Genomic DNA, 23,858 nt, shown 5'->3' with positions numbered 1-23,858 from the left:
TTCTTGTAGGACAATGTTCGTTACTCGCAACTACTGGGGACTTAACCGCGTACTACGGAAAGTCCCTGCGAATATTCCGGGATTAGATGTTGATTTCTGTAAGAGCCCATATGGAACAGTCCCGAGTATAACAAGCAAATGGGAAAGCTCCATTGTTGGAGCTTCCCATTCATGTGACGGATAGCTGCACTTGCAGTATCAGGAGTTACCCAGGAGAGACCGGATTATCCTGCCGAGAGTTTCCATTGCCTGTTCACTGGAGTTGCTCCAGGGATGGCCATAGTTGAGGCGAGCGCAATGGCCGAAACGCCGTGTTGCCGAAAAAATCGGCCCCGGCGCGATGCTGATGCCCTGGGCCAGGGCGAGTTGGAACAGGCGTAGCGAGTCCACCTGCTCGGGGAATTCGAGCCAGAGGAAGTAGCCCCCTTCCGGGCGGCTGACGCGGGTCTCTTCGGGGAAGTGCCGTGCCACTGCTGCGAGCATCGCATTGCGCTGGCTTTCCAGGGCGTAGCGCAATTTGCGCAGGTGGCGGTCATAGCCGCCATGTTGCAGGTAGTCGGCGATCGCGGCTTGGGCCGGCACCGATGCGGAGATGCTGGTCATCAGCTTCAGCCGCTCGATCTGCCCAGCGAAGCGTCCACCTGAAACCCAGCCCACCCGGTAGCCGGGCGCCAGGCTCTTGGAGAAGGAGCTGCAATGCATCACCAGGCCTTCGGTGTCGAAGGCCTTGACCGGTTTGGGTGCATGCTGGCCGAAGTACAGCTCGGCGTAGACGTCGTCCTCGATCATCGGCACCTGGTGCTTGGCCAGCATCGCCGCCAGTTGGCGTTTCTTGTCTTCGGAAAGGCTGGCGCCCAGCGGATTCTGGAAGTTGCTCATGAACCAGCAGGCCTTGATCGGTAGCCGCTCCAGGCTGTCTTCCAGTACTTGCAGGTCGATGCCATCGCGCGGGTGCACGGGGATTTCCACTGCTTTCAGTTTCAGCCGCTCGAGTACCTGGAGGCTGGCATAGAAGGCCGGCGCTTCGATGGCGACGAGGTCACCGGGACGGGCCACCACCTGCAGGCAGAGGTTCAGCGCCTCCAGCGCGCCGTTGCAGATCACCAGTTCCTCGATGGGCAGCGGCAGGCCACCGACCATGTAGCGCAGGGCGATCTGCCGGCGCAGGGCATGGTTGCCCGGCGTCATGTCGGCCACCGTCGAGCGCGGGTCCATCTCCCGCACCGCATGGGCCATGGAGCGGGCCAGGCGCGGCAGGGGGAACAGTTCCGGGCTGGGGAAAGCCGAGCCGAAAGGCACGGTGTCCGGGTCCTTGATGGAGCTGAGCACCGAGAACACCAGTTCGCTGACGTCCACCTCGGTGGTCGCGGCTTCCCTCGGTCCGGGCTGGGGTTCCGGCAGCGGCCGGCGCACATGCTCGCAGACGAAGTAGCCCGAGCGCGCACGGGCCATGATCAGCCCGCGGCTCTCCAGCAGGTAGTAGGCCTGGAACACGGTGGAAGCGCTCACGCCGTAGGTGCGGCTGGCGTGGCGCACCGAAGGCACCTTCTGCCCTGGGGCCAGCACCCCGGTGCGGATCAGTTCGGCGATTTCGTCGGCGAATTTCTCGTAGCGCTTCATCTTTTCCTGGTTGGGCAGCGGCAATGCGGTGCCCAACTCTAAGCGCTCGGCGCGTGCGCCGCCATGATCCCGGGCCATGCGTCAGCGCCTCGGGCTGACGAAGGTACTGTTGGCGCTGGCCTCGGTCGTCGGGTCGTCCAGGCTCCGCACCACGAAGCGCAGCGGGCGGGAACCGGCCGGGCCGCTGTCGTCGGTGTGCGCCACGGAAACCGGCAGGGAAAGAATCTCGCCGGCGCCGATGCTGACCTCGTGCTCGCCCTGCAGGCGGAAGCCGGGGACATCTTCCAGCTCCACCACGTAGCGCTGTTCCCGCTGGGTCTTGTTGATCAGCTTGAGGTTGTAGATGTTCTCGATCTCGCCGGCGGCGTTCTCGCGGAACATGCCACGGTCCTTGATCACGTCCACCGACAGCTGCGGGCGAGTGGCTCCCAGCCAGAAGAGGGCGACGATCATCAGCACCAGGGCAATGGCATAGCCAATCAGTCGTGGCCGCAGCAGGTGGGTCTTGCCACCTTCCAGCGCACGCTCCGAGCTGTAGCCCACCAGCCCGCGGGCATAACCCATGCGATCCATGATCGAGTCGCAGGCGTCGATGCAGGCGGCGCAGCCGATACAGGCGATCTGCAGGCCGTCGCGAATGTCGATGCCGGTGGGGCAGACCTGCACGCACATCTGGCAATCGATGCAGTCCCCCAGGCCCTGGGCCTTCGGGTCGCTACCTTTCTTGCGCGGGCCACGGGATTCGCCGCGGGTGGCGTCGTAGGAAACGATCAGCGTGTCCTTGTCGAACATCACGCTCTGGAAGCGGGCGTAGGGGCACATGTGGATGCACACCTGCTCGCGCATCCAGCCTGCATTTATATAGGTGGCGAAGGTGAAGAAGATCACCCAGAACAGCGCGGTGCCGCCGACTTCCCAGGTGGCCAGGTTTGCCACCAGATCGCGCACTGGCGTGAAGTAACCGACGAAGGTGATGGCGGTTGCCAGGCTGATGGCGAGCCATAGGCCGTGCTTGGCGGAGCGGCGCAGCAACTTGCTTGCGCTCCAGGAGGCGGCGGCGAGCTTCATGCGCTGGTTGCGGTCGCCTTCGGTGACCTGCTCGCACCACATGAACATCCAGGTCCAGACGCTCTGCGGGCAGGTGTAGCCGCACCAGACGCGGCCGGCGAACACCGTGATGAAGAACAGGCCGAAGGCGCAGATGATCAGCAGCCCCGACAACAGGATGAAGTCCTGGGGCCAGAACGTGGCGCCGAAGATATAGAACTTGCTGTCTTCCAGGCTCCACAGCACCGCTTGGCGACCGCCCCAGTCGAGCCAGAGCGTGCCGAAGAACAACAGGCACAGCAGACCCGCGCCGACGCGGCGCAGGTCACGATAGAAACCGGTGAAGCTACGGGTGTGGACAGGTCCGTTGGAGGCGGAAAGGGGTTTGCTTGCAATCGGCGGCAGGCTGGGGGTGACCTCTATTACCTGCGCTGGAATTCTCTCGCTCATGATCAGTGCCCATCAGGCTGTTACGGCGAGACGGACTATAGGAATGCACTGATCGGCAAAACAGATTCAGATCAGCCGGTAAAAACCATATCAGATGAGCCGTGATGGGGCGCCAAGCCGCAACACGCGTGGCGTGGGCACCTAGCAGTTTAATCCATGGCAGCTGTGCGGCATCCGGTCGCGGGGTGCCGCAGTACAGTGATCAGCGCAACATCGACCCTATGGTGGCAACCGGCATGATGCAGGTGGGGTAGGCGGGAGGACAGTACTGGGTCGCGGCCAGCGGCTGCGGCAGGGGGCGCGTCAACACGGCAGCGTAGGCAGCACCGAAGGCGCAGATGACGACGGCGAGGCACAGCTTTCTTCTTGTTGTCATGGTCATTCCTCTGCATGGAGGGACATCTTGTTGTGAAGCAAGACTAGGAACTGCTGCGACAAGCCGCCTCGTCCGAATGGACTAGATTCGGGGCGACCTGCTGAGTGCCATGAACAGTGCGGCAATGGCGCGTGCTTCCTGCAACTCGCCCGACGCCACCAGGGTCGGCAGTTGTGACAGGGGAACCTGCATGACCTCCAGGGGTTCCGGCTCGTCACCCATGGCAGCGCAAGGCTGCAGGTCTTCGGCCAGCACCACGCGGCAGCTATGGCACAGGTGTCCGGGTGCCAGGGTCAGCACGCCCAGTTCACGGAGGTACCCGGCGCGCAGGCCGACTTCCTCCATCAGTTCGCGATTGGCCGCCTGCAGCGTGGTTTCCCCGGGTTCGACCCCGCCCTTGGGCAGGCCCAGCACGCGCTGCTCCACGCCGACGGCGTACTCACGCACCAGCAGCACGTGCTGTGGATCGGCCAGCGCCACGACGAGCACCGATTCATAGCCGGAGCCCCGCAGACGCTCGTAAACCCGCTGCTGGCCGTTGGCGAATTCCAGGTGCAGGGCTTCGATCTGGAACCAGTCGCTCCTGGCGCGCAGTTCGGTCTTGAGGATGGTGGGCAGGCTGCGCATGGCGGGCTCCCGTGGCGGTTCCGCAAGAGGGTCGCGCGCATCGGCGGCGAGGGCATCGTCTGGATGGACTAAAGGAGCGCCGTGGAGGGTATTCAGAGGCTGGGTCGCGCCCCACCGGGTGGTTCACCCGGACTCCGCTGGTGGATGTAGAAGGCGACATCCACCCTACGCCATGGGCTGAGTCGGGGCTTTTGTAGGGTGGGTCACGCTTCACCGACCCACCGTTCGCGGCTGATCCGGACTCCGCTGGTGGATGTAAAAAGCGACATCCACCCTACGCCATGGGCTGAGTCGGGGCTTTTGTAGGGTGGGTCACGCTTCATCGACCCACCGTTCGCGGCTGATCCGGACTCCGCTGGTGGATGTAGAAGGCGACATCCACCCTACGCCATGGGCTGAGTCGGGGCTTTTGTAGGGTGGGTCACGCTTCATCGACCCACCGTTCGCGGCTGATCTGGACTCCGCTGGTGGATGTAAAAGGCGACATCCACCCTACGCCTGTCAGCGGTGAGAGCAGGGGCTGCGGGTGACGCTGTAGGAGCCAGCTTGCTGGCGAACGGCCGCGCGCGAGGGGTGTTCGCGATCAAGCTCGCTCCTGCGGAAGGACGTCGGACAGACCGCTTAGCCCAGCGTCGCCACGCTGCGCAGGATCAAGCGCACCAGCATGGTCTGGCGGGTCACGCCGGTCTTGGAGAAGGTGGAGCGCAAGTGCGCCCGTGCAGTGTTGCGGCTGATCCCCAGGGCGTCGGACGCCTCGTCCAGGGTCAGGCCGTTGGCCAGCAGCATGGCCAGCTGGGCTTCGGCGGGCGTCAGGTCGAACAGCGCCTTGACGATTTCCTGGGGCGCGCTGGATTCCTGCTCCGGGTCGCTGATGAAGATCACCACCGACGGGCACTGTTTGCCTTCGTTCCAGGCCGACAGCGGCACCGAGCGCACGATGATGCCGAGGTCCGCCTTGCCGGACGGCCGTTGCACGCGCAGGGCCTCCACCACCGAGGGCAGGTTGTTCTTCTGCGATTGCAGGGCCTGCTTCACCAGGCGGCGAAACTCCTGGGTATCCCGTGGGTTGCCCACCTGCAAGCCATCGTTGACCAGCTTGAGGCCGTCCTTGTCATGCAGCAGGCGTTCGGCCACGCGGTTGGTCTGCAGCACCTTGCCGTCCTCGTCGAGGATGATGGTGCCCACGGCGAGCTGGTCCACCGCGCCGGCGTACAGGTTGCGCTCGGTCTCGATGCGGTTGAGCTGCATGTGGATCTTGATCGAGCGTTCCAGGTGCGGGATGAACTGCGCCACCAGCGCCTTGTCGTCTTCGGTGAACTCCGCGTCCTCGCGGCCCCGGCTAACGCGGATGCGGCATTGCGCGCCGTCGCTGGTGCGGATATCCGCGCCGAGGATATGGAATACCCCCACCGGCTCCAGGAAACTCTTGAAGAACTCCGACTCTTCCCAATCCGTGCGGGAAAGGAACTCGCTGTTGGTCACCACTTGTCGGTTGGGCAGGTCGACGAAGGGGTCCAGGGCGAAGAAATGCTTGTTGTAGGACGCCGTGACTTCCGACGAACTGCCCGTGGTGTTGACCATCAGGCCCTCGGCATGCTCGCTCGGCGGCCGCAGGATGAACGTGACGTACTTGCTCTGCAGGTACTGGTTCAACTGATTGAGAAAGGTTGCCCAGGGAATGTCTTCCAGCGGTCCCTGATAGAGGTTGCCGAGCATCCCGCTGAACTCATCGAGCGTGAGATTGTGTGCCATATCTGAACCGCATTTTATTTTTGTAGGGAGCTTCTTACAGACTATAGGGACCGTTCATCAAGGCTGATCGTCTCCCACTGATCGGGAAACGATCGATCCCTAACGGACTCAGGCGGTCTCGGTGATGTCCAGTACAACGAAGGAGCGTGGCTCGGCGAGGCTTGCGGGCAGCTCGGCGATGTCGGTGTAGAACTGGTCGTACCACTTGCGCAACTGGTAGACCGGGCCGTCGCCATCGCACAGCAGCGGGTTGTCCACACGGGTCTTGCTGTGCCAGATGGCCACGTCTTCATAGAAGGCGTTCTGGGCCTGCTGCACATAGGCCTTGGCCATTTCGCGGTTCTGCTCGTCGGTCAGGCCGGGCACCTTCTTCACCAGTACGCCGTAGCGCAGGGTGAAGCTGTTCAGGTCGATGGGGACGTGGCAGTTGAGCAGGATCGAATGGATCGGCACACCGTCCATGGCCCCGGTCATTTCGGTGATCTGGTAGGCCGGGCCGTAGTAGGTCGCCACCGTGGTCAGCACACTGTCGCCGGACAGGCGCGCGCTGCAGCCGCGCATCACCTGCACCGCCATGTGGCGCTCGAAGGTGTTGCTGAAGTGGTTGAGGTCGGTGCCGTGCACGGCGTCGAAGTGAGCCATGTCGGAGATGTTGTCGATCAACTCGCGGCAGTTGGTGTCGATCTTCAGTTCCGCCACTTCCCAGTCGGCCCACTCATCGCTGAAGGAGGCGTCGATGCGCGGGATCGCTTGCTCCTCGATCGGCCCATTGCCTTCCGGATCGTTCCAGACGAACAGCAGATTGTTCTGCTCCGACACCGGCCAGGATTTGATCTTCGCCCGTGGGGGGATGCGCTTGGCGTAGGGAATGTCATCGCACACGCCGTCGGCGCGCCAGCGCCATTCGTGGAAGGGACAGCGGATTGCGTCGCCTTCGACGCAGCCCTGGCTCAGGTCCGCGCCCATGTGCGGGCAGAAACCGTCAAGGATGCGGATCTGACCGTCTTCCCCGGCGAAGGCCACCAGGCGGGTGCCGAACACATCCAGGCGGTGCGCCTTGCCGTCGCGGTACTGCGCGGCCAGTCCCAGGCAATGCCAGCCTCGCGCGAAGCGGGGTTCCAGTTGCTTGGCTTCGATTCGGTGCAGGGTACTCATGTTCTTGTTCTCCCATCGGGGTTCTCGAGGGCTGCTTGCGGCTCAGGCAGACCGGCGCAGCGGATGCACTGAACGGATTCTGCGGAGCCAGCATTTCCCGGCATCGTCTGATCGGACGATGGCCCTGGTCGGCGTCGCGGTTTTACTGCGGGCGGAAGCCACGACCAGGAGTGCCCGAGGGTGATCCACATACTCGATGAAATACCGCTGGCCCCTGCGCGGCTCGCGCCGGTGCTGGAGGCGCTTGAACGTCTCTACCTGCCGGCCTGTGCGGCACGCGGCCTGACCCTGGAACAGCGCTGGGTCTCGCCACCGGTCGCGGTGCCGGGGCAGAGCAACACGCTCTGGCTGCTCTGGCAGGTGGCCGATGTCTGGGCCTACTACGCCATGCGCAGCACGGCGGGCGACGAGGTCCGGGCCTTCTGGGACCTGGTGGAGGCTGACTGCGATGGGCGTCGTCGCCACGTACTCGGCCCGGCCGGGAATTCCCTGGAGGCGCCCCATGTGGAGTGAGACCCTGCAATTGACGCTGGCCCAGGGCGCTGATCCGGCCGCCGTCGAGTACCACCTGCGCGAGTGCCTCCAGGCATTGCCCGGCCTGCTGCATCTGGGCTTTGGCGCGAACCTGCCCGGTAGCTGGGGCGCCGCCGATTGCACCCTCGACCTGCTGTTCGCCGACTCGGCTCCCACTTCCCTTGACGACATCCTCAGCCGTATTCCCGGCCTTGCCGGCGCCCAGCGCGTTGCCTACCAGCGGATCGGCGGCGGGCTCAGGGCCCCGGCCATGACGGGCGGCATCTGGCGCACGCTGCTGCTGCGAGTCCGTCTGCAGGCAACCCTGCAACAACGCGACGCGCTGGAGCAGGACCTGCTGCGCATGCCTGCGTACATGCCCGGCATTCGAAACTGGCAACTGGCGCGGGTGTCGTCCCCGGGCCCCTGGACCCATGTCTGGCAACAGGAATTCGCCCGGGTCGACGATCTGCTGGGGGAGTACCTCAGCCATCCCTATCACTGGGCCTGGGTGGACCGCTGGTTTGACCCGGATTGCCCGGACTGGGCGGTGGACGCCATCGCCCATGCTTTCTGTCCCTTCCAGGCGAGCCTGCTTGGCAGGGCCGCCGCTTATCCAGACAACTGACTCGGAGACTCGCATGCGCGCAGTGGTCATCGAACGCCTTGGTGGAGCCGAGGTACTGCAACTGACGGAAGTCGAACGCCCCCGACCCGGCCCCGGTGAGGTGCTGGTGCGGGTGGTCTGCGCCGGGGTCAACCCGGCGGACTGGAAGTGTCGCGAGGGTTACCTGGGCGGCTTCCTCGACTATCGCTTCCCTTTCATTCTCGGCTTCGACCTCGCTGGCACCGTCGCTGAACTGGGTGAGGGCGTGGCCGACCTGACTCTCGGTAGCCGGGTCTTCGCCCAGAGCGATGTCGGCGCCGGCAAATGGGGGGCCTACGCCGAGTACGCCTGCGTATCCCGCGATTCCCTGGTACCCATGCCGGACAACCTCAATTTCGCTGCTGCTGCGGCCGTGCCGACCCCGGCACTGGCGGCCTGGACCGGCCTGCTCGAAGAGGGCGCGCTGCGTCCTGGCCAGACCGTCCTGATTCATGGTGGCGGCAGCGCGGTAGGCGGCTTCGCCATCCAGTTCGCCCGCTGTGCCGGGGCGCGGATCGCGACCACGTGCAGCGCCGCCAACGCCAGCCAGGCATGCGTACTGGGTGCCGAGCTCGCCATCGACTATCGATCCGAAGATATCCACAAGGCACTTGGGCAATGGGCGCCGGAAGGTGTGGACCTGGTGCTCGACTGCATCGGGGGCGGCAGTCTGCCGAACGGTCTCGACCTGCTGCGCCCCGGTGGTGCTCTCGTCGCCATCCTTACCTTGGCACCGGGCGATGCCGGTCCCGACCATGCCGAAGCGGCTCGGCGTGGATTGCGCACGGCAGTGGCCTACAGCCGCATGCCCAGCGGCGAAATGCTGGGACGCATCGCCAGCCTGCTGGCCGCTGGCCGAGTGCGCCCACCAGCCCTCGACCTGCTGCCGCTGGCCGAGGTGGCCAGTGCCCACGAACGCCTCCAGCAGGGCCGCGTGCGGCGCAAGCAGGTCCTGCAGGTCGCCGAGTAAGTCACGCCCTCGTCCGCTCGGACGATGGATTGGCCAGCCGAAGCGGCTCTACTGGCTCCGACAACAAGAGCAAGGGGCGTCAGCCATGCAAATCGAACAGGGCCAGGTGGCGGTGATCACCGGTGCGGCCGGCGGCATAGGTCGCGGCCTGGCGGAAGAAGGGGGCGCACGTGGTCTGCGTCTGGTGCTGAGCGATGTGGACCCGCAGCGCCTGGCGGCCCTTACCGCGCAGCTTCAGGAGCAGGGTGTCGAAGTGGTCAGCCGCGTAGCCGACGTGGGCGAAGCGGCCCAGGTGGATGCCTTGCGCGATCTCGCCGTCGAACGCTTCGGCGGCGTCGACCTGCTGTTCAACAATGCCGGCATCATGCAGACCGGCTTCAGTTGGGAGATCGAGGCCAGCCGCTGGCAGCGCCTGCTGGATATCAACCTGGGTGGCGTGATCAACGGCATCCGCAGCTTCGTCCCGCTGTTGCTCGCCCAGCAACGCCCGGCACAGGTGGTCAACACCGCGTCCCTGGCCGGACTGGTCTGCAGCCCCATGCTCGGTCCCTACACCGTCAGCAAGCAGGCGGTGGTGGCGCTGTCGGAAACCCTCCACTACGAACTGGCCGTGTTGCAGTCCCAGGTCGGTGTGGCGGTGCTCTGCCCGGGACCCGTGGCCAGCGACATCATGACGTCCAACCGGGTCGCTGGGGCTGCCACCGGCCAGCTCGACGCGCTCCTCGACAGCAGCATTCGCCAAGGCATGGACCCGCGTGACCTTGCTCGCGAAGTCTTCGCCGGCATCGAGGCCGGACGCTTCTGGCTGCTGCCCCACAAGAATTTCAAACCGGCGCTGGAACGGCGCCTCACCAGCATCCTCGACGAGACCAACCCGGTCTTCCAGATGGCCGAAGCCTAAGGACCGCCACCATGTCCCTCGATCCCCAGATCGCCGCCGTGCTCCAGCAATTCAGCGGCATGCCGCAACCGGACTACAGCCAGCTCGACCCCGTGCAGTACCGGCAGTTCTGCGACAACCTGATGCCGCCGATTCCCGGTGAGCGCCTGTTCGAGGTGCGTAACCTCAAGCTCGCCGGCGCGGACGGCGCGCTGGATGCGCGCCTCTACCGCCCGGAGGATCGCAACGACCTGCCGCTGCTGGTGTTCTTCCACGGCGGTGGCTTCGTCATCGGCAACCTCGAGACTCACGACAACCTCTGCCGATCCCTCGCGCGGCTGTGCAGCGCCGTGGTGGTGTCGGTGGCCTACCGCCTGGCGCCGGAAAGCCGCTTCCCCGCGGCTCCCCACGACTGCTACCGCGCCACCTGCGACCTGGTGGAACGGGCTCGTGAACTGGGCTTCGACGCCAGCCGCCTGGCCCTGGCCGGAGACAGTGCCGGGGGCAACCTCGCCATTGCCGTGAGCCGACTGGCACACATTCGCAAGGGCCCGCGCATAGCCTGGCAGTGCCTGTTCTATCCGGCCACCGATGCCCGTTGCGACAGCGCATCCCATCAAGCCTTTGCCGAGGGCTACTTCCTCACCCGCGAACAGATGCGCTGGTTCTGGAGCCAATACCTGCCGCGCACCGAACTGGTCGACGACGCCCTGGCATCCCCCGTGCGCGCCGAGGACCTGGCCGGTCTGCCGCCCACCACCCTGATCAGCGCCGAATACGACCCCTTGCGCGATGAAGGCGAAGCCTTTGCCCAGCGCCTGCAAAAGGCTGGGGTGCAGGTCCGTCTGGAGCGTTGCGAAGGCATGATCCACGGATTCATCAGCATGTCCGCGTTCGTCAGTCGGGCCCAGGCAGCGCTCGAATCCGCCTGTGCCGACCTGCGCCGCGCATTGAACTGAAAGGAGTGCCCATGGACAGCCCGCAGCAACTGATCGAGGCCATGGCCAGCGGCGCGATGCTGGTGGTGACCGACGAAGACGAAGGCGAAGGCTCGCTGGTGATCGCCGCCGGCCGGGCCGATGCCGCCGCCATCAACTTCATGGCCCGCGAAGCACGCGGGCTGATTTGCCTGGCGCTCACCGAGGAACGTTGCAATGCCCTCGGCCTGGAACTCATGGTGCCCAACTCGCGGGCCCGTCACGGCATGGGGTTCACCCTGTCCATCGAGGCGCGCACCGGGGTTTCCACCGGCATCTCCGCGGCCGACCGCGCACGCACGGTAGCGGTCGCGGTGGACCCGGCGAGCAGCGCGATCGACCTGGTGCAGCCCGGCCACATCTTCCCCCTGCGTGCCCAGCCGGGTGGCGTGATGCAGCGTGCCGGGCATGTCGAGGCCGCGTGTGACCTGGCGCGTCTCGCCGGTCTCATGCCCGCCGCCGTGCTGGTGAGCATTCTCGACGAAGACGGCGAACCTGCGCGCGGCCAGGCCCTGCGCGACTTCGCGCAACGGCACGGCCTGCCGCTGGGCAGCGTGGCCGACCTGATCCACTACCGCATTCTCCATGAAGGCACCATTCGTCGTTCGGGCGAATATCCGATCCAGACCCGTCACGGCGAGTTCCGCGTCATCACTTACCTGGACGACTACGAGGGACAACTGCACCTGGCCCTGGTACGTGGCGAAGTCCGCCGCGACCGGCCAGCGCTGGTACGGGTGCAGGCGGCGGAAACCCTGCGGGACCTGCTCGACAGCCACCCCGGGCAGTGGAACCTCGACCGCTCACTGGCAAAGGTGGCGGAGGAGGGTGCTGGCGTCGTGGTCCTGCTGGCCCATCAGGAAACGCCGGCCGCGCTGATCGAACAACTCCAGCAGGGTGAGCACAAGCCCCGACCGCCGAGCTTTCCGCAGCGCACGCTGGGGATTGGTGCGCAGATCCTGCGGGACGTGGGCGTTCGCAAGATGCGCCTGCTGAGCTTCCCGGTGAACTTCAAGGCGGTGTCCGGCTTCGAGCTGGAAGTCGCCGAATTTGTCCCCTTCGATCGGGAGCAGGCATGAACCAGCACCTCGACAGTTTGCTGCAACCGGCTCGACTGGCCGGACTTCAGCTGCGCAATCGGCTGATCAAGACGGCCACCTTCGAGGGCATGTGCCCCGGCGGAATTCCCGGCGACGACCTGATCAACCATCACGCGAGCATGGCTCGCGGCGGCGTCGGCCTGACCACCGTGGCCTATTGTGGCGTCTCGCCCGACGGCCTGACCTTCCCCGACCAAATGTGGATGCACGCCGGCATCTTCCCGCAGCTGCAACGCCTGACGGCGGCCGTGCACGCCGAGGGTGGCGCCATTTCCGCCCAGCTGGCCCACTGCGGCTACTTCAGCCGCAACCGCCCGCTGAACATTCCACGTCCTCGCGGCCCGAGTGCCTGCATCAACCAGTACGGCCTGTTCTCCGGCATTCCCTTCGGCGGTGCCATGGGCATCGCCGACATCGGTCGCACCGTTGCTGAGTACGCAGCAGCGGCCAGCCTGGTCCGCGATGCGGGCTTCGATGCCATCGAAATTCACATGGGGCACGGCTACCTGCTCAGCCAGTTCATTTCGCCGGCCCTGAACAAGCGCCGCGATTCCTACGGCGGCGCACTGGAGAACCGCATGCGCCTGCCGCTGCAGGTGCTGGCAGCCGTGCGTGGAGCGGTGGGGCGCGATTTCCCCATTCTGGCCAAGCTCAATCTCAGCGATGGCTTTGCCGGTGGCCTGCAGATCGAAGAAGCCTGCGAGGCCGCGCGCTTGTTGGAAGAGGCGGGGCTGGACGCCATCGTCATGAGCGGCGGGCTGGTCAGCCGCACGCCGATGTTCCTCTTCCGCGGCGACAGCCCGCTGGCGCAGATGGTGCCGTTGGAGAAGAACCCGTTGCAGCGCACCGCCATGAAATGGTTCGGTGGCGCCAGCTTCCCCAGCCTGCCATTCGAGGAGCTGTACTTCCTCGAACTCGCCCGGCAGATGCGGCGTGCCGTGAGCATGCCGCTGGTGTACCTCGGCGGCGTGGCCAGCGGCGAAGGCATGGTGAAGGCAGCGGAGGAAGGCTTCGATTTCCTCGCGCTCGGCCGCGCCCTGCTCAATGACCCGCACCTTCCGCAACGCCTGCAGCACGAAGGCTCGACCTGGCGCAGCGCCTGCACCCACTGCAACCAGTGCGTGGCCAGCATGGGGTTGCCGGGTGGGATTCGTTGCGTGCTCAACCAGCCGTCGGTGTTTGCCTGATTCGACGCTCGACATTCCTGTAGGGGCGAATTCATTCGCCAACCGGTCCGCAGGATCGGCCTGGTAGTTCCCGGGGGACGCTTCGCATCCCTTGGCGAATGAATTCGCCCCTACAAGAGTTCCGCCTCCAATCGATCTCCGAACCAACAAGGAACCCCCATGACTCGTGAAGCATTCCCCGACGGCGTCGCCCTGGTAGTGGGCGGCAGTGGTGGCATGGGCCAGGTGATCTGCGAGCGCCTGGCCGAAGCTGGCAGCGATGTCGTACTCACCTATCACCGCAATGCCGAACGTGCGCAGTCCGTGGTGGGTGCGGTGATGGAACGCGGTCGTTGTGCCGAGGCGGTGCAACTGACCCTGGGCGATGAAGGGGGCGTTGCCGCGACGTTGCAGCAGCTCACCGCTGGCCGGCGCATTCATACCCTGGTGATCGCCTCCGGTTCGGACATCAGCCAGCCGCGCATCGGCGATCTCGACCTTGCGCAGTGGAAGCGGGTGATCGACGCCGACCTCAATGGATTCCTCAACCTGGTGCTGTGCCTGTTGCCGCATATGCGCGAGCAGGGTGGCGGCTCGATCGTGCATATCAGCTCCGCCGGGCTGTTCCGCTGGCCCGAGGGCGACGTGTTGTCCGTGGCACCCAAGGCGGCCATCGAATCGCTGATCCAGGGGATCGCCAAGGAAGAGGGCCGCCATGGCATCCGCGCCAACAGCGTGGCCATCGGCGTGATCGACGCCGGGATCTTCCACCGCCTCTGGGCCGACGGCACCTTCGACGAGCAGTGGAAGGACGCGGTGCAGGGCAAGCTCTGCATCAAGCGCTGGGGCATGGCGGAGGAAGTGGCCGAAGCGGTGGCTTTCCTCGCTTCTAATCGCGCCGGTTACACCACCGGGCAAATACTGGCGGTGGATGGGGGCTACGGGGTCTGACGCATAAGGCGTGGGGTTCACCCGAACTCCGCTGGTGGATGTGAAGAGCGACATCCACCCTACGCGCTCTAGTTGGTGCGCATGGCACACCCTACCGTTGGCGGAATCGAGCGTCGGAGGCAGTCGTAGGGTGCGCCGCGCGCACCGGTGATTCGACGTAGCGTAGAAGCCGATCCCGCAAATGAAAAAGCCCCGCATCAGCGGGGCTTCTTCTTTCCTCAACCAAGCCTCAAGGCTTCACTCCACCCAGCATCAGCTTCGCCTGCGCCTGGACCAGCGGCGAGGCGGTGTAGTTGCCGTCGATGGGGGTGATCACCGCCTTGCCGAGGGACAGCTGGTAGGAGTCACCCTGCTTCTGCTCGGCGGTGGGGGCGGGCGGAGGGACGAGGTTCACGCGTACCACGCCGTCAGCGCCCTGCTGCGGCTGGAAGACCACGTTGCCCCAGTCGCTGATCGGCGCGAAGGTCACGCCGGTCACTTCGCCCGACTCCAGCGCCGGGTAGTTGATGTTCAGACCGGTGTTGCCCGGCAGGCCGATCACGTTGGTCTCGCAGTAAGGCTTGGCCTTGCCACGGCTCTTGTCGCAGATGCGTTTCGCCTCGGCCCCGATGGCGGCCGCGCGGTTGATCACGCGAACGGCGAAGCGCGCGGTGTCGTCCATGGCGTTGAGGGTTTTCTGGTAGCCGGCCTGCGGGTTCTGGGCGATCAGTTGCAGGTCGATGGCGGTGGACACGGCCACTGCCGGCACGCCCTTGAACATGGCGCGGACGGCTGCGTTGACGGTGCCGGACATCTGCGTCAGCGGGCCGACGTTGTCGCCGAAGTTGGTGCCGGAGACCACCAGGTCCGGGCGATTGTCCTTGAGCAGCAGGTCGAGGCCCACGTTCACCGCGTCCACCGGAGTACCGATGGCCGAGGTCTTGCCAGCCGGCGGCGTATAGCCCGCCGGGGCGCCGACGCAGTACTTGTCCTGGGCGAGCTGGGTAATGGCGACGGCTTGGCCGGGCACCACGACGCTGGCGGCGCCGATGCCGCTGCTGTCGTTCTGCGGCCCGACCAGGGTCACCTGGTGGCCGGCGGCGACCAGCGCCTGGTAGACGGCGTCGATACCGGGGGCGCGGCAGCCGTCGTCGTTGGTCAGGAGGATGTTCAGGGCACTGGCCTGCGCGGACAGGCCAAGGGCGGCCAGGCAGATGCCGGCGCTCAACAGCGTTTTCATTGTTGTTTCCTCGTGAGGTGGGGCTGTTTGGAAAAAGCTGACCCTAGGGTCGATTTGTTACAGGCTTTCGAGGGTGCTGTTGCAACTGCTGCCGGGTGGCGACTCCATTGCGGAATCGCCTCCCGACATGCCCGGGATCAGCGACCCTGCTTGCGCAGGCTCGCGACGGTGAAGTTACTGGCGTCGAAGTCGCTGGCGTTGAGCTTCGGCGCGTCCTGGTCGTTGATCAGGCGGTCGGCCAGGTAGGAGCCGGCGATCAGGTCGTGATAGACCGCGACGCGGGCATGGAAGCCCTGCAGCTCATAGGCGTAGATCGAGGCTTGCATGTTGGTGCGCCAGAGTTGGCCCTTGCCGTCGTAGTTGTCGGCCAGGGCGGCAGCCCAGGTGTCTTCGTCCAGGTACATCACGCGCTTGCCGTAGACGTGGCGTTTGCCGGGTTTGAGGGTGGCTTCCAGCACCCAGACGCGGTGCTTCTCGTAGCGCATGTATTCCGGATTGATGTGACCGTTGGTGGACAGCAGCTGGTCGAGCTTCACCGTCGGGTCGTCGAGCCGGTAGTTGTTGTAGGGGATGTACAGCTCTTTCTTGCCCACCAGTTTCCAGTCGTAGCGGTCGGGGGCACCGTTGAACAGGCGGTCCTCGTCCATCACGCGGAAACCGCCGGCGCCGTACGGGGTGTCGTAGGCGACAGTGGGCGCACGGCGCACGCGACGGTTGCCGGGCAGGTATTGCCAGCTCTGGCGCGGCTGGGCCAGCGGGTCGGTGAACTCGTTGCCGAGGAAGATCTCGCCCCGTTTCCGGGTGGGTTCCATGGTGGTGATCATGAAGTGCGCCTGGATGCCGTTGAAGGCGCCGGCGTTGCCCTCGGGATCAGTCCACGGCGAGAGGATCTTGTAGTTCACCAACTCGAACTGGCGATTACCGTTGGCCAGGGTCAGGGCCATCTTGTAGGTGGCGTCTTCCTTCCAGGCCACGGTGTGGAGGTTGTGGTTCCACATCAGCTCGTAGCCGTTCTGCGGAATGGGGAAGGGCGCGCCGCCATAGGCGCTGGTCACGCCGTTGCCATCGTTGACCAGCTCGGCGTTCAGGGCGTTCTGCTTGATCGCGTCCTCGACCCACTGGGCATAGCGGAAGTCCCGGTGGCTCGGGTAGACGGGCATCGTGAAGCTCTTTGGATAGCGCTGGAACAGTGCCTTCTGTCCGTCGGAGAGCTGGTCTGCATACTGCGCCATGTTCGCGGCGGTGATGGTGAACAGCGGTTGTTCGCCCGCGTAGGGATCGGGGTGCTTGTTGCCGCTGCCGCCAAATTGCACCTGGGATGGGGCGCCGCGCCACTTGCCGCTCCAGGCCGGAATACTGCCGTCGGCGTTGCCGGCTTTCTCGGCTCCGGTGGGGGTCAGTTCCTGGCCCAGACGAGCGGCTTCTTCGGGGCTGACCTTGGCCAGGGCGGGGGTACTGGCGATGCCGGCAACGAGCAAGGCGCCCAACAGAGGCGCAGGGTTTCTCATGAACATGTGCATGGCTTCCGTGAGGGTTGCGGGGAAGCCCTGGCCCCGCCGTCTTGCGCGGCAGGGTGCCAGGGAGGCGCTCGGCTTATTTGCCGAGCTTGCGCAGGTTGGCGGCGGTGAAGTAGCTGGCGTCGAAGGCCGCGTCGTTCAGCTTTGCCGGGGTCAGACCGTTGACCAGGCGGTCGACCAGGTAGGAACCGGCGATCAGGTCCTGGTACACCGCCACTCGGGCATGGAAGGCCTGGATCTCATAGGCGTACACCGAGGTCTGGGTGTTGGTGCGCCAGAGCTGGCCCTTGCCGTCGTAGTTGTCGCCCAGCGCGGCGGCCCAGCTGTCTTCGTCGAGATAGAACACGCGCTTGCCGTAGACATGGCGCTTGCCCGGCTTGAGGGTGGCTTCCAGCACCCAGACGCGGTGCAGCTCGAAGCGCACGTAGTCGGGGTTGATGTGGCCGGTGGCGCTGGTGAGTTCACTGGCGGGCAGGTCCGGATCGTCCAGGGCGTAGTTGTTGTAGGGGATGTACATCTCCTTCTTGCCCACCAGCTTCCAGTCATAACGGTCCGGGGCGCCGTTGAACAGGCGGTCCTCGTCCATCACGCGGAAGCCGCCGGCACCGTACGGCGTGTCGTAGCCGATGGTGGGCGCGCGACGCACGCGGCGGTTGCCAGGCAGGTACTGCCAGGCCTGGCGCGGCTTGGCCAGCGGATCGGTGAAGTCGCAGCTGAGGATGATCTCGCCTTTCTTGCGAGCCGGTTCCTGGGTGCTGATCATCGCGCACGCCTGGGTGCCGTCGAAGCCCTGGACGGAGCCCCTGGGGTCATCCCAGAGCGAGAGGATCTGGTAGCCGACCTTCTCGTTCACACGGCTGTTGTTGGCCAGCACCAGGGACATGTTGTAGGTGGCTTCTTCCTTCCAGGCTCGCGCCGGAAGGTTCTGGTTCCACATCAGCTCGTAGCCGTTCTTCGGGATGGGGAAGGGCGAACCGCCGAAGGCGTTGGCCACGCCGTTGCCGTCGTTGACCAGTTCGGCGCTGAGCGCGTTCTGCTTGATGTTGGCTTCCACCACGGGTGAGAAGCGGAAGTCGCGGTGGGTGGGGTAGACCACGATCCGGTAGGTGTCCGGGTAACGTTTGAAGAGGGCCAGTTGTCCGTCGGACAGCTTGTCCTTGTATTGCTCCACGTTGGCCGCGGTGATGGTGAACAGCGGTTTTTCGCCCGCATAGGGATCGGGGCGCTTTTTGCCGGTACCGTCGAATTTCACATGGGCTGGCACGCCCACCCACTTGCCGCTCCATGCGGGAATGCTGCCATCGGCATTGCCGGCCATCTCGGCGCCCATGGGCGTCAGGTCCTTGCCAAGTCGGGCGGCTTCTTCGGGGCTGACCTTGGCCAGCACAGGAGTGCTGGCCAGGCTGGCGGCGAAGAGGGCGATGAGGAGCGGTTTCTTGTTGTGCGCTTGCATCTCGTCTCTCCTGCTGCGGTGGATCAGAAGCTGTACTTGGCGCTGAGGCCGAAGTTGTCGCGGTCGGCCAGCGGGGTGTCGCCGGCGTCGCCGAGGAAGGCGTTGTAGCGGGCCTCGATGGCGAAGTTGTTGAGGTAGCGCCAGGTGGTGCCGATGCCGAGGCGGTCGTCGCCTTCACCCATCCCGAAGCTGCCGGCCATGGAGGAGTCGCCACCGAGGGACTGGCTGTAGATCAGCGGAATGGTCAGGTCCCAGCCTTCGAAGATGTTCAGGTAATCCAGCGACAGGTTGAGGGTGTAACCCCATGCCCTCTTGTCGTTGTAGAGCTCGTCGGTGTTGTTGGTGGTGATGGGCACCGCACCGCCGAAACCGTCCGGGACGAAGACGTTGAAACTGGGCGCGCGGTCGTTGTTGAGCACCTCGTTGTAGCCAACCTCGCCAGTCAGGGTGGTGTTGTCGGCAAAGGGCTGGTCACCGAAGGAATGGATGAAGGACACCTGCGCCTGCAGGGTCTCGGCGCGCACCGCGTGGGGTGTCAGGCCGGTATCCACCAGCACCGGCTGGCCATCGCGATAGCTCACTTCACCGCTGACGTTGGTTTCGCCAAGCACGGTGGAGAAGCTCGCACCGTAGAGGTCGATGTTGTCGAAGTAGCGCACCTGGTACTGGGCGGAGTTCCAGTTGGTGAGGAAGTCCAGGGTCGGCGCCTTGTCGTGGAAGCGGATGTAATAGAGGCCGAACTCGGTGTTGTTCAGCGACTCGGCCACGTAGGTCATGGCCACGCCGTACTGGCCGCTGTCGCTGGGCTTTTCGTCGTCGATCCGGCGGGTCAGGCCGAAGGCGTCGGTGAAGCCGCCCTTGTCCATCTGGTCGGTGACCGAGAAGTAGCTGCCGACGCCGTCGATTTCGGTCTTGTCCCAGTCGTACTGGTAGTAAGCCTGCAGGCCGAGGTTGTCGGTGACGCTTATCTGGCCGAAGAGCTGGCCGACCGGCAGGAAGATTTCCTTGATCTCGACACCCGGCGTGTTGGCCTTGGTGCCGTCGGCGGGGCTCATGGCAGAGGAGATGCCGTTGCTGATGAACAGGCTTTCACCCCAGCTCACAACCTGGTCGCCGAGGCGCAGGTTGAGGTCGTGACCGCCCATGTCCCAGGCACCGTAGACGTAGGAATCGAGCATGCGCACGTCTTTGCCGTGCTGGTCGATGGTGTCGTGGGGGAAGTGGTTGGCCTTGGAGCAGCCACCGCCGGCGAGGCAGTTGGAGGTGCCGGTACCGTTGTCGTTGCTGCGGTTGTAGACGTCGTCGTAGAAGCCGCTGGCACGCATGAACAGGCCGAAGTCCTGACGCCAGTTGAAGTTCGCCTCGGTGAGGAAGCTGGCGCGGTTGTTGATCAGGCTGCCCTTGTCGAAGGCGTTGTTGCCGTCATCGATGTTGGCGATGGCCGGGTTAGGGAAGCCGTTGGACAACGCGTGATCGCGGGACTCGGTACGCCAGGCGAGGGCGTAGGTGAGGGTCGTGTCCCAGGAAATCTTCAGGTCTTCGTTAGGCTGGAAGGCCAGGGCATGGCTCTGTCCGGCATGACCGAGGGCCAGCCCCAAGCAGGCGAAGCGGATCGCGGAGTGAAGCGGCGCAAGGGGATGCCCCTTTCTTGTTCTTATCATGATGTCGCTCTCGGCGTGTCTGGGCACAGCTCGTTCCGCCAGGCCCAAGATTGAGTTGAGTGTGGCGGGGCTGACTATGTGGTCACCGAGAGGGCGCAACATCGTCCAAAAAGACTAAGCGGAATGGCCCGGCATCAGGTGCTTGCCGCTAGTCCCAACGGACGATGTTGCTGCGAGGAGGGCTGTCGAGAATCCGGCTGGATTGCGCATACAGAACAACAAGGGAGTAACCCGATGAGCGCGAACAGCCTGAAGTGGGACGAGAGTTACGACGTACTGGTGGTGGGGTCGGGAGCCGGCGCCATGACCGCTGCGCTCCGGGCTCGAGACCTCGGTTCGACGGTGCTGGTGGTGGAAAAAAGCGACCGCTATGGCGGTACCTCGGCGGTGTCCGGTGGCGGTATCTGGATACCCTGCAACCACCGCATCGAAGCCCTCGGCGGCGAGGATTCGGCGGAGGAAGCTATCGCCTACATCCGTGCCGTGACCCATGGCGAGATCGATGACGGTCGTATCGAGGCCTACGTGGAGCAGGGGCACCAGGTGGTGCGTTATCTCGAGGCCAATTCACGTGTGCGTTTCGAAGCCCAGCCGCGCTACTCCGACTACTACCCGGAAGTGCCCGGCGGTAAGCCCGGCTACCGCTCCATGGACCCGCTGCCGTTCGATGCCCGCCTGCTGGGGGACGAGTTCGCCCGCATGCGTGAGCCTTCTCCCGGCACCCTGATGATGGGCCGCATGACCATGACCATGAAGGAGGCGCAGGTGCTGCTGTGCCGTGGTCCCGGCTGGTTCGGCCTGACCCTGAAGATTCTTTGGCGTTACTGGCGCGACCTGCCGGGGCGCCTGCGCTCGAAGCGCGACCGCTTCCTGACCCTCGGCAACGCCCTTATCGCCGCCTTGCGCCGCTCCCTGCTGGACCGCGAGGTGCCGCTGTGGCTCAACTGCCGGCTCGAACGCCTGATCGAGGAGGACGGCCGGGTGCTGGGCGCCGAAGTGACTCGTGATGGCCGACGCCTGCTGATCCGTGCCCGCCGTGGGGTGGTGCTCGGCGCTGGTGGTTTCGAGCGCAACCAGGACATGCGCGGCCAGTATCATCCGCAGCCGTCCCGCAGCACCTGGAGCGCCACGCCGCCCTATAACACCGGCGACGCCATTCGCGCCGGCCAGGACCTGGGCGCGGCTACCGCGTTGATGGACCACAGCTGGTGGGCACCGACCACCTTTGTTGAGGGCGAGGAAAAACAGCGCGCGCTGTTTGTCGAACGCACCTTGCCGGGCTGCATCATGGTCGATTCCGCCGGCCAGCGTTTCGTCAACGAGGCGGCCCCCTACACCGACATCGTCTACGCGATGTACCAGCACGACAGCGAAGGCGCACGCAGTGTGCCGTGCTGGCTGGTGTTCGATGCCGAGTTCCGCCGCAAGTACCCCTGCGGTGCGCTGTTACCGGGTTACGCGATGCCCGACAGCCGGCTGCCGAAGCACTTGCAGGGTTACTTCCACAAGGCCGACAGCCTGGTGGAACTGGCCGGCCAGATCGGCGTCGATCCGACCGGGCTGTTGCGCACCGTCGAACGCTTCAACCCCATGGCCGAAGCGGGCCGGGATGAAGATTTCCACAAGGGCGAATCGCTGTTCGATCGCTATTACGGCGACCCCACCGCGCAGCCGAACCCCTGCCTCGCACCGCTGCTGCAGGCGCCTTACTACGCCGTGAAGGTGGACGCCGGCGACATCGGCACCAAGGGCGGCCTGCTCACCGATGTGCACGCCCGAGTGCTGCGGGAAGATGGCAGCCCCATCGCCGGGCTCTATGCCATCGGCAACACCGCCGCTTCGATGATGGGCCGCACCTATCCCGGCGCCGGCTCCACCATCGGCCCGGCCATGGTGTTCGGCTTCCTGGCAGCCAGCCATATCCATAGCGCCGACACTGAACCTGTGGGAGCGAATTCATTCGCGAAACAGGCCGAAGGCCTGTCCTCCTGAGTCCGGGAAGAGTGAAGCCAACTACGCCCCGTAGGGTGCGCCGTGCGCACCGAAAACATTCGTGCGGGGCTTTTGGTGCGCATGGCGCACCCTACCCATCCGGGAGAAACCCATGACCGCAAGCAAACCTCAAATCGCCCTGGTCACCGGCGCCAGCCGTGGCGTCGGCAAGGGCATTGCCATTGCCCTCGGCGCCGCCGGCATGACCGTCTACCTCAGCGGCCGTTCCAGTACCGAAAGCGCTAGCCGCCTGCGTGGCCAGTTGCTGCCCGGCAGTCTGGCGGAAACCGCCGAAGCGGTGACCCGTGCCGGCGGCCAGGGCATAGCCGTGCCCTGCGACCATCGGGACGACGAGCAAGTGCGTGAACTTTTCGCCCGTATCGAACGGGAGCAAGGCCGTCTCGATCTGCTGGTGAACAATGCCGCGTTTCTCCACGAAAACCTGATCGACCCCGGTCCGTTCTGGGAAAAGCCGCTGGAGCTGGTGGACATCCTCGACGTCGGTCTGCGCTCGGCCTACATCGCCAGCTACCATGCGGCGCCCTTGCTGGTGAAGAACGGCCACGGTCTGATCGCCTTCGTCTCGTCCTACGGCGCCGGCTGCTACATGCACGGTCCGGCCTATGGCGCGCAGAAGGCGGGTGTGGACAAGTTCGCTGCGGACATGGCGGTGGACCTGGAAGGCACGGGCGTGGGTGCGGTGTCGCTATGGCTCGGGCCGCAACGCACAGAGCGCACCGCCATTGCCGGGGCCGAACGCGCTGACCAGTACGAAGCCTTCCTGGCCGTGGCGGAAACCCCGGAGTTCAACGGCCGGGTGATCCATGCCTTGCTGAACGACCCGCAGCTTTCCAGCCTCTCCGGGCAAACCCTGGTGACGGCGGAGCTGGCGCAGGGTTATGGCATCAGCGAAGCCGAAGGCCGGCAGCCGCCGTCCTACCGCGAGATGCTTGGCAGCCCGCGCCTGCAACATCCGGCACGGGTGATCTGAGCCAAAGGAAAAAGGGGCGCTTGGTAGCGCCCCTTTTTCGTTCCATCCATCAGCCCCAGTACGCCTGGCCACCGTCCAGGGGGATGGTTGCGCCGGTCAGGTAGCGGGCATGGTCGCTGACCAGGAAAGCCACGGTGCGGCTATCCCCAGGTGGCGCCGGAACTGATCGAGAGCATTCCCTACGTGCGGTCGCGCCATCTGTCGGATCAAGGCGTACGTGCGCTGTCCACGCCGGACTTCCGCGTGTGCAGCGTCAATGCGCCCTTCGTAGTTGGTGCGGTGGCGGGGCTGAACGTCGACATGTTCGAAGCCTATACCCGTTACGCCGAGGGCAAGTTCGCGCCGGGCAAGGCCTATCTGGTGGGGGACGAGAGCCTCAGCTACGCCGAATACTTCGAGACCTTCCTGCGCGCCGTCGGCAACGACGCCGAGGTGCCGTCGCTGGACCAGGAGTATCCACTGCTGCCAGACGTGGCGCTCTACACCGGGGGTGGCAATACCGTCAGCTACGAGCCGGATACCGCCGAAGCCGCCCTGTTAGGGTATGTGCGCAATGACATCCAGCGGGCGGTGAACGAGGTGGTGGCGCAGTATCGGGGGTGATGGTCTGACGCGGTCCTCTCTCCAAAGAGGGGAGAGGAGCCGGGGGTTAGGGAAGCACCCGCTAGTGCGGACCCCGGCAACCGCACGAACCTGCCAATCCTCAGTGTCTAGTCCTGAAATAGGTTTACACCTTTCAGGCTAACCTCCAGACCTCAAAACGCCCGATGCACCGCATCGGGCGTTTTGTATTTC

Annotated in this window: 21 protein-coding genes; 11 read left to right on the top strand and 10 right to left on the bottom strand. The window is 65.1% G+C overall.

Going from position 1 to position 23,858, the window contains the following annotated elements:
* Nucleotides 1-198 precede the first annotated feature (198 nt).
* From mapR to MnOB_RS04625, 6 genes are all read right to left on the bottom strand, one after another.
* On the bottom strand, nt 199-1,620 hold the full coding sequence (mapR, locus tag MnOB_RS04645) for a GntR family transcriptional regulator MpaR (protein WP_077522728.1): 1,422 nt from the start codon (nt 1,618-1,620) through the stop codon (nt 199-201).
* 81 nt (nt 1,621-1,701) lie between these two features.
* Entirely contained in the window at nt 1,702-3,117 is a 1,416-nt protein-coding gene (gene ccoG / locus MnOB_RS04640; protein ID WP_077522496.1) for a cytochrome c oxidase accessory protein CcoG, read from the bottom strand.
* A 202-nt stretch (nt 3,118-3,319) separates the two neighbouring features.
* Nucleotides 3,320-3,493 (bottom strand): hypothetical protein, encoded by a 174-nt coding sequence (locus MnOB_RS28760; protein ID WP_158713768.1) that lies wholly within the window; start codon nt 3,491-3,493, stop codon nt 3,320-3,322.
* A gap of 81 nt (nt 3,494-3,574) precedes the next feature.
* Nucleotides 3,575-4,120: an ADP compounds hydrolase NudE gene (gene nudE, locus MnOB_RS04635; RefSeq protein ID WP_077522494.1), complete on the bottom strand. Its 546-nt coding sequence runs from the start codon at nt 4,118-4,120 to the stop codon at nt 3,575-3,577.
* A gap of 621 nt (nt 4,121-4,741) precedes the next feature.
* Nucleotides 4,742-5,872, bottom strand: a complete 1,131-nt coding sequence (locus MnOB_RS04630; RefSeq protein WP_077522492.1) for a LuxR C-terminal-related transcriptional regulator — start codon at nt 5,870-5,872, stop codon at nt 4,742-4,744.
* 108 nt (nt 5,873-5,980) lie between these two features.
* Nucleotides 5,981-7,027, bottom strand: coding sequence for a 3-ketosteroid-9-alpha-monooxygenase, oxygenase component (locus MnOB_RS04625; RefSeq protein ID WP_077522490.1), 1,047 nt, complete (start codon nt 7,025-7,027; stop codon nt 5,981-5,983).
* 180 nt (nt 7,028-7,207) lie between these two features.
* On the opposite strand from MnOB_RS04625, the gene MnOB_RS04620 reads away from it, so the two are divergent.
* The 8 genes from MnOB_RS04620 to MnOB_RS04585 all read left to right on the top strand — a co-directional run bounded on the left by MnOB_RS04620 (nt 7,208) and on the right by MnOB_RS04585 (nt 14,230).
* Nucleotides 7,208-7,540 (top strand): hypothetical protein, encoded by a 333-nt coding sequence (locus MnOB_RS04620; RefSeq protein ID WP_077522488.1) that lies wholly within the window; start codon nt 7,208-7,210, stop codon nt 7,538-7,540.
* Nucleotides 7,530-8,168 (top strand): Dabb family protein, encoded by a 639-nt coding sequence (locus MnOB_RS04615; protein ID WP_077522486.1) that lies wholly within the window; start codon nt 7,530-7,532, stop codon nt 8,166-8,168. Before MnOB_RS04620 ends, MnOB_RS04615 begins: the two co-directional genes overlap by 11 nt.
* 13 nt (nt 8,169-8,181) lie before the next feature.
* Nucleotides 8,182-9,156 carry an NADP-dependent oxidoreductase gene (locus tag MnOB_RS04610; RefSeq protein WP_077522484.1) on the top strand — a complete coding sequence of 325 codons (975 nt, stop codon included), beginning with the start codon at nt 8,182-8,184 and terminating at the stop codon, nt 9,154-9,156.
* An 85-nt stretch (nt 9,157-9,241) separates the two neighbouring features.
* Nucleotides 9,242-10,057 (top strand): SDR family NAD(P)-dependent oxidoreductase, encoded by an 816-nt coding sequence (locus tag MnOB_RS04605; RefSeq protein WP_077522482.1) that lies wholly within the window; start codon nt 9,242-9,244, stop codon nt 10,055-10,057.
* Between the two features lie 11 nt (nt 10,058-10,068).
* Complete coding sequence (locus MnOB_RS04600) at nt 10,069-10,995, top strand: alpha/beta hydrolase (RefSeq protein ID WP_077522480.1); 927 nt, start codon at nt 10,069-10,071, stop codon at nt 10,993-10,995.
* An 11-nt stretch (nt 10,996-11,006) separates the two neighbouring features.
* A complete protein-coding gene (gene ribB / locus MnOB_RS04595; protein WP_077522478.1) occupies nt 11,007-12,092 on the top strand; it encodes a 3,4-dihydroxy-2-butanone-4-phosphate synthase in 1,086 nt (361 codons plus the stop codon).
* Nucleotides 12,089-13,300: an NADH:flavin oxidoreductase gene (locus MnOB_RS04590; RefSeq protein WP_077522476.1), complete on the top strand. Its 1,212-nt coding sequence runs from the start codon at nt 12,089-12,091 to the stop codon at nt 13,298-13,300. Before ribB ends, MnOB_RS04590 begins: the two co-directional genes overlap by 4 nt.
* A gap of 159 nt (nt 13,301-13,459) precedes the next feature.
* Nucleotides 13,460-14,230: an SDR family NAD(P)-dependent oxidoreductase gene (locus MnOB_RS04585; RefSeq protein ID WP_077522474.1), complete on the top strand. Its 771-nt coding sequence runs from the start codon at nt 13,460-13,462 to the stop codon at nt 14,228-14,230.
* A 229-nt stretch (nt 14,231-14,459) separates the two neighbouring features.
* Here the strand turns inward: MnOB_RS04585 and surE are convergent, their stop codons facing one another.
* The 4 genes from surE to MnOB_RS04565 all read right to left on the bottom strand — a co-directional run bounded on the left by surE (nt 14,460) and on the right by MnOB_RS04565 (nt 20,080).
* Nucleotides 14,460-15,449 carry a 5'/3'-nucleotidase SurE gene (gene surE, locus MnOB_RS04580; protein WP_077522472.1) on the bottom strand — a complete coding sequence of 330 codons (990 nt, stop codon included), beginning with the start codon at nt 15,447-15,449 and terminating at the stop codon, nt 14,460-14,462.
* A gap of 137 nt (nt 15,450-15,586) precedes the next feature.
* On the bottom strand, nt 15,587-16,963 hold the full coding sequence (locus MnOB_RS04575) for a DUF1329 domain-containing protein (protein ID WP_077522470.1): 1,377 nt from the start codon (nt 16,961-16,963) through the stop codon (nt 15,587-15,589).
* A gap of 79 nt (nt 16,964-17,042) precedes the next feature.
* A complete protein-coding gene (locus MnOB_RS04570; RefSeq protein WP_077522468.1) occupies nt 17,043-18,419 on the bottom strand; it encodes a DUF1329 domain-containing protein in 1,377 nt (458 codons plus the stop codon).
* Between the two features lie 23 nt (nt 18,420-18,442).
* Entirely contained in the window at nt 18,443-20,080 is a 1,638-nt protein-coding gene (locus tag MnOB_RS04565) for a DUF1302 domain-containing protein (RefSeq protein WP_077522467.1), read from the bottom strand.
* A 234-nt stretch (nt 20,081-20,314) separates the two neighbouring features.
* Between MnOB_RS04565 and MnOB_RS04560 the strand changes: the two genes are divergently transcribed.
* The 3 genes from MnOB_RS04560 to MnOB_RS04550 all read left to right on the top strand — a co-directional run bounded on the left by MnOB_RS04560 (nt 20,315) and on the right by MnOB_RS04550 (nt 23,666).
* Nucleotides 20,315-22,072 carry an FAD-dependent oxidoreductase gene (locus MnOB_RS04560; RefSeq protein ID WP_077522465.1) on the top strand — a complete coding sequence of 586 codons (1,758 nt, stop codon included), beginning with the start codon at nt 20,315-20,317 and terminating at the stop codon, nt 22,070-22,072.
* 112 nt (nt 22,073-22,184) lie between these two features.
* Nucleotides 22,185-23,063, top strand: coding sequence for an SDR family NAD(P)-dependent oxidoreductase (locus MnOB_RS04555; protein ID WP_077522463.1), 879 nt, complete (start codon nt 22,185-22,187; stop codon nt 23,061-23,063).
* Between the two features lie 150 nt (nt 23,064-23,213).
* Nucleotides 23,214-23,666 carry a hypothetical protein gene (locus MnOB_RS04550; protein ID WP_199824471.1) on the top strand — a complete coding sequence of 151 codons (453 nt, stop codon included), beginning with the start codon at nt 23,214-23,216 and terminating at the stop codon, nt 23,664-23,666.
* Nucleotides 23,667-23,858: the final 192 nt, after the last annotated feature.

The sequence above is a fragment of the Metapseudomonas resinovorans genome, assembly GCF_002003485.1.
GTDB classification, from domain to species: Bacteria; Pseudomonadota; Gammaproteobacteria; order Pseudomonadales; family Pseudomonadaceae; genus Metapseudomonas; species Metapseudomonas resinovorans_D.
The sequence above is the reverse complement of the archived record's forward strand: the minus strand, read 5'-3'. Positions and strand labels throughout refer to the sequence as shown.